Genomic DNA, 5,572 nt, shown 5'->3' with positions numbered 1-5,572 from the left:
CACCGACTAGATGATAACTACGGTGCGGCGGACCCGTCGGCGGTACCGGGCCGCGAGTTGGTCGTCGTCGGACGTCTTGCTGCCAGCACCAACAGTTGGGCTGCCTGCATTCACCGCAGGCGTAGAAATGGGGGCAGTGCTGGCATGGTTCGAGGTCGCCATAAACCCGGCGGCGCATGCACAGCCGGCGACAATCGTCCCAGCCACAAACGAACGTACTTTCAATCCCTTGCTCATTGCTCATTCCTCCATAGTGCTGGTTGAATCGCTGAACACCTAATTGAAATCATGCTACCCGGCTGCGTCATTTAAGCAACCAGATGAAGAAAAGGTCAGTTTCCGAGCCACTATGAGGCCGAAGCATGTGGCGACGCACTGCGGCGCCGTCCGTTAACCCGTCAGGCGACATGCTCGCGACGCGAAATGGCCGGCTTGCTGATCGCCGACTTATCGCGTTCCCAGGCGAGCAGCCATTCTTTTTTGTCGACGCCACCTCCATATCCGGTGAGTTTACCATCGGCGCCGATCACACGATGACATGGCACGATGATCGAGACAGGATTGCGGCCGTTAGCATTCCCTACGGCGCGCGAGGCAGTAGGCTTGCCTACGCGTGCGGCGAGCTGCGCGTAGGTAATTGTCTTGCCATAAGGAATGCGCACGAGTTCTTGCCAGACACGCTGCTGAAACGGCGTGCCGTCCAGCCTCACTGGCACATTGAACTGATTGCGCTCGCCGGCGAAATATTCTTCGAGCTGCTCGCTTACCTCCGTAAATGCGGCGTTCGACTGGCGCAACGAGGAATCGGGCCCCTGCCAGTGCTTATGCCTTGGCATGTACAGCCCAGTTAAAAATTGCCCATCCCCTTGGAGATATATACGCCCCAGCGGGGAATCGATAAACCGATAGAAGACAGTCGTGGCCATTGGTCGCTACTCCTTCAAATGCATGGCGAACGTTTATTGAGACTGTTCCTTGAGTTGTTCCCACAAGTGCATGGCCCCGTACGCGCGCCAGGGGCGCCATCGCTCGGCAAACTTTTCGAGCGATTTTGCCGACTTCAATCGCGCGGCTTTCAATAAGCCCAGGTCGCCAGTTGGGAAAGCATCGGGCCATCGCAAAGCGCGCATCGCGATGTACTCGGCGGTCCACGGACCGATGCCAGGTAATTGCACGAGACTGGCCACGGTCGCGATCGGGTCTATGCCGGGTTCCAGGTCGATCTCGCGACGAACAACCGCCCGGGCCAAATTCCGCAGACTCTCAGCGCGGGCACCCGGCAGTCCTAGTCCGGCGATCGTTGCACTGCGGGCGCTGTGCAACGCTTCGGCACATGGCGTAATCCGATTCAAGCACGCCAAAGGCGTCTCGATCGCTTCACCAAACCGCAGCGCACAGCGGCCGGCCAGAGTAGACGCCCCGCGGACGGAAACCTGCTGTCCCAGGATCGCCCGCATTCCAAGCTCGAACGAATCGAACGCGCCTGGCACCCGCAAACCCGGCTGGCGCTCGACGCAGGGCGCGAGGCGGGCATCCAGCGCGAGATGTCCGGCGATGACGTCTGGCCGAGCATCCAGATCGAACAGATTTCGCAGACGCACAAGAATCGACGGCAGCGCGGGTGCCAGTGAGGTGGCAAGGTCAACAGCCAGCAGATGTCGATGGGCGACCGGCGAAACGCTGAGCCAACCGCGATATTCTCCGATGCCCACGGTGCGATGGTACGCCACGTCGGTCACGCACTCGACGCCAGGAATCGCTCTTGCTGCCAAGAACCGCAGCAAGGCGGCCCAATCGAGCGGCGGACGGTAGGCAAGCATAAGATGCAAGCAATCGCTCGCGCCCGCGCTGCCCGTGGAGCGCCTTAGCGTACTGGGTGTCAACCGATAGTGACTGCGAAATAGTGCATTGAACCGCCGCACGCTTTCGAATCCAGCGGCAAAGGCAACTTGCACCATGGGAAGTTGTGTTTCGGCAATCAGGCGTTTAGCCAGCAGCAACCGATTGGTTTGCGCCAACTCGACGGGAGACACACCAAGTTCCTTGCGCACCGAGCGGCGCAGCTGCCGCGAGCTTAGCCCCAAACTCGCGGCTAAGTCTTCCAGGCTGCCGCCATTGCTGAGCGCTCCCGCTTCGATGCGCGTCGCGGCCGTGCGGGCAATCGTGCGGGAACTGTCGATCGGTGCCTGCCCGGGTGCGAGTTCTGGCCGACAACGCAAACAGGGGCGAAAGCCTGCTTGCTCTGCTAATGCCGCGCTGGAAAAGAACCGGCAGCGATCTCGGCCGGGCGTCTTTGCCGTGCAAACCGGCCGACAGTAAATTCCAGTCGACTTTACCCCTACGAAAAACACGCCGTCAAAGCGCGTGTCCCGCGAAATCAAAGCTCGATAGCAGACGTCGTCGTTGCTGGTCATGCCCCAATTGTAGCCGGCGCGGAGAGAGGGGCTGGCCGTTTTCGGACATGAAAATGGGATCCTTGTCATCGCTCGTACGGGCAGAAAAAAGAGGCGATTAATCTGCCGAGAAACTTACGTGACTTGTGAGAACTCCCTCCGGCAACGAATCGCAAAAGGTATGGATCGTTACCGGCACCGTTGCATGGTCAAAGCAACGGTCTCCCAAATCATTCCCAAATACCTGTCGATGAAATCAGGACGTTTCGGAATCCGCCGGTGACCTTCACCAGATTGGCCTGAGCCGGGGCGGATGCAATGCGTTCGAGCAGCCGAGATTTCCGGCAAGGGGACGCGAATCAATGTTCAAGTGCCATTTTGATGAATCGAGTGCCGCGTCCGTGCTGCGCTGGCCCGGATCGGCCTGTTGGTGCCCCCGGGCTAGGCCGATCGAAGCGACTTTTTCGCAGTTCCCAGCGATTGCCGAGCCTGGTGCAGAATCCGCGGTAATTGCCCGTTGAGCTGCCTAAAATAGCTCCGCCTGATGGGGAGGTACGATATTCCCGGTTAGTGTCGTTTTTTTGGGTCTCCGGGGAATCGTCCACGATGCCATTTTGTGGGCCCGTGCAGGAATAATTTGCCAAGAATGGCGTGAAACAAACCGCGGGCAGAGCGTCTAACAGAGAACAAGCGCCAGCGAAGGGAGATATGAAAGAAGCTCTTGCCCAAGAACTGACCAAGTACGCGTCACGGATGTATCGCGTGGCGCTACGAATGGTTGGCAGCGCCGATGCCGCCCAAGACGTAGCGCAGGATGCTTGTGTCAAGGCGCTGCGGAACGCAAATCAGTTCGACGGCCGTGCCACGCTGTCCACCTGGCTGCATCGCATAACCGTGAATTGTGCTCACGATCATCTGCGCAAGAGCCGTCAGTTGGATCGTCAACAAGGCGGCTGCGATCACGATGCCACGGAACTGTTGGCCATGCTCGATGCCGGGCCAGCTCAACGTGCGGAGCAAACTGAGATGTATCGACTGGCTATGGCTTTGATAGCCAATTTACCGGAGGACTGTCGCTCGGCATTCCAGTTAACGCAATTGGATGGATATACCTACGACGAGGCCGCGGCGATCGAGAACCTTTCTCGCGGCACGGTCGCATCGCGCGTGCATCGCGCCAGGAAAATCCTCATGGAACAGATTGCTCACCAGCGCGCCGGAGGAATGTCATGAGTCTGTCGAAAGAAAGAGATGCCCTGTTATCGCAATTAGTCGATGGCGAATTGCCGGTCGATGAGGCCAATCAAGTACTTGCAGGCGTGCTTGACGAGCTGACCGAGGCACAGCAGATTCATACTGAGGGAGCCAGGCAGCTCCACGCGATGCTTCAGTTGCGGCAGGCGCTGGGGCCTTGGCGGCGCCAGGAGCCCGCCAAGGCAATTTTGACGCCGCCGTCGATACTCGCCACGAAGCAGACGTCGCAATTTGGTCGGCAGGTGATCAGCCTGGCCGCCGCCGCCATGCTTGGCGGAATCTTGTTGGCCGGCGGTATGTTCTTGCGTGACTTGCTCACGGGCCGGCAACTCGAGGCACCGATCGCCCAACAGATTACAGAACCGAACTCGGGACCAGCTGAACGTGCTCGGCCCGCGATTGTCGTATCCCCCGAGCAACGACGCGACATCGCTCGAGCATTTAGCCTGCATGAATCAGTGGCTGGCCCATTGAGTTGGTACGCGGCCGACGACGCGACAATTCAAGTAGCCCCGGCTGAGAAGGGAGAGCCGATGCGGCAGCCGATCGCTATCGTTCTCCGTATGACAGGCGAGTTGTCGCCGGCGGATGGTGAGGCCATGCCGCCAAAATCCTATGTCGTAGTCTGCCGTAACAGCAATGCGGCCACCATCGAGCTTCCGCAGACAGTGATGACGCCGAACCTTCGCTTGCGGTTGCTTTCCACGGAAGCCGACGGTCAGGTGAAGCTGCAATATGTACTGTCGGCGGGAGGACCCGAGTATGGGCAGGAAGAGGCCGCCCTGATTGGCCGCCGCCAGGTGGGACTTGGCCAGACTTCTTTGGGGCAATTAGCCGTGAATGATCATCTGGTAAACGTTGATGCCAGCGCCTGGGTTCTAGGAAATCAGGCGGAGTAATGTAGTGGGAACGGTTTCCATGCAGGGCCACACATATTTCCTGACGTTCTGCCTTGCCGCGATACCGTGGATTTTGCAGGCCGCGGAATTGCCAATCGTCTTCGGCCGCAGCGGCCAGCAGGTCACGCTTGCCGATTGTGGCCCTACAGACGAGATCGTCGGCCCTGTCGCTCTCTGGACATTTGGTCGGCGATGGGGCGAGCCAATGGTGCCGAAAAATGGTGCGGTAGAGCTTATCGCGCCCCACGTGCGGGTGCCTGTCGTTTTTCGCATGCTGCCGACAAGTGGTAACACAACCGCTCTATGTGAGCTGGTCGTCTATCCAGATGCGCCGCTGAGTTGGGACAAGGATACGCAATTCGTGGCGGTGGGAACTCCGCAGTGGTTCGACAGCTGGTCCCAAGCGATCGGCTTTCCCATCAAGAAGTTCGAGCGACTGGAATTATTGCTCAGCACCAGCAGTTGGCGGATGTCGGAGAAGCCGGCGCTGCTGGTTCTTGGACAGCAGGCCGCTGGGAACGACTTGGTCGTAATTCGCCGGCTTGCCGCCGAAAATAAAATCAATGTGCTAGTGCTGACCTCCGACTGGTTCTCGGACAACGAGACAGCAAGCGGGGAGTTTGTCATGTCGCCGCAGCACGTTAGCGGCCCGCTGTTCGACTTACAGGGCCAGAAATGGTCGACGCATCCCACTTTCCGCCAACCTGTTCTGCGCATATTGAACAGACAGACGTGGATAGCCGGACCCTCGCACCCACTCGTCGAAGAACTCCGTGCGGCAGAAACGGAAAACAAGGGCGTACAGACGGTATTTAGTTATCTGCCGTGGCAGCAGGTTCTGGGACGGACAGAAATGGCCGACGAAATGTTTCGGCGTCTGCTTACCGAAACAGCAAAGGGAACCACACGTTGCGCGGCGCTCGATGACTGCTGGCGTCTGCTTTATCCAGCCGCCAGCGACATCCAAGCCGCTGATCGGCCGGTGCTGGCGGCGGCGCTCAAATCAGCGACGACAGATACCATCCG

At 59.0% G+C, this 5,572-nt stretch carries 5 protein-coding genes; 3 read left to right on the top strand and 2 right to left on the bottom strand.

What is annotated here, in order from left to right:
- Window positions 1-398: 398 nt before the first annotated feature.
- Both VGG64_18750 and VGG64_18745 read right to left on the bottom strand, forming a co-directional pair.
- Window positions 399-926, bottom strand: coding sequence for a methylated-DNA--[protein]-cysteine S-methyltransferase (locus VGG64_18750; protein ID HEY1601647.1), 528 nt, complete (start codon window positions 924-926; stop codon window positions 399-401).
- Window positions 927-959: 33 nt separating this feature from the next.
- Window positions 960-2,414, bottom strand: a complete 1,455-nt coding sequence (locus VGG64_18745; GenBank protein ID HEY1601646.1) for an AlkA N-terminal domain-containing protein — start codon at window positions 2,412-2,414, stop codon at window positions 960-962.
- A gap of 630 nt (window positions 2,415-3,044) precedes the next feature.
- Between VGG64_18745 and VGG64_18740 the strand changes: the two genes are divergently transcribed.
- From VGG64_18740 to VGG64_18730, 3 genes are all read left to right on the top strand, one after another.
- Window positions 3,045-3,626 (top strand): RNA polymerase sigma factor, encoded by a 582-nt coding sequence (locus tag VGG64_18740; protein HEY1601645.1) that lies wholly within the window; start codon window positions 3,045-3,047, stop codon window positions 3,624-3,626.
- Window positions 3,623-4,546 carry a hypothetical protein gene (locus VGG64_18735; GenBank protein ID HEY1601644.1) on the top strand — a complete coding sequence of 308 codons (924 nt, stop codon included), beginning with the start codon at window positions 3,623-3,625 and terminating at the stop codon, window positions 4,544-4,546. The genes VGG64_18740 and VGG64_18735 overlap by 4 nt, the downstream gene beginning before the upstream one ends.
- 19 nt (window positions 4,547-4,565) lie before the next feature.
- Window positions 4,566-5,572 (top strand): hypothetical protein (locus VGG64_18730; GenBank protein HEY1601643.1); only part of this gene is annotated, 1,007 nt, incomplete at its 3' end.

This window comes from Pirellulales bacterium (assembly GCA_036490175.1).
In the GTDB taxonomy this organism is placed as follows: Bacteria; Planctomycetota; Planctomycetia; order Pirellulales; family JACPPG01; genus JACPPG01.
Note: the sequence above shows the minus strand (reverse complement) of the source record. Positions and strands in the feature narration are given on the sequence as shown.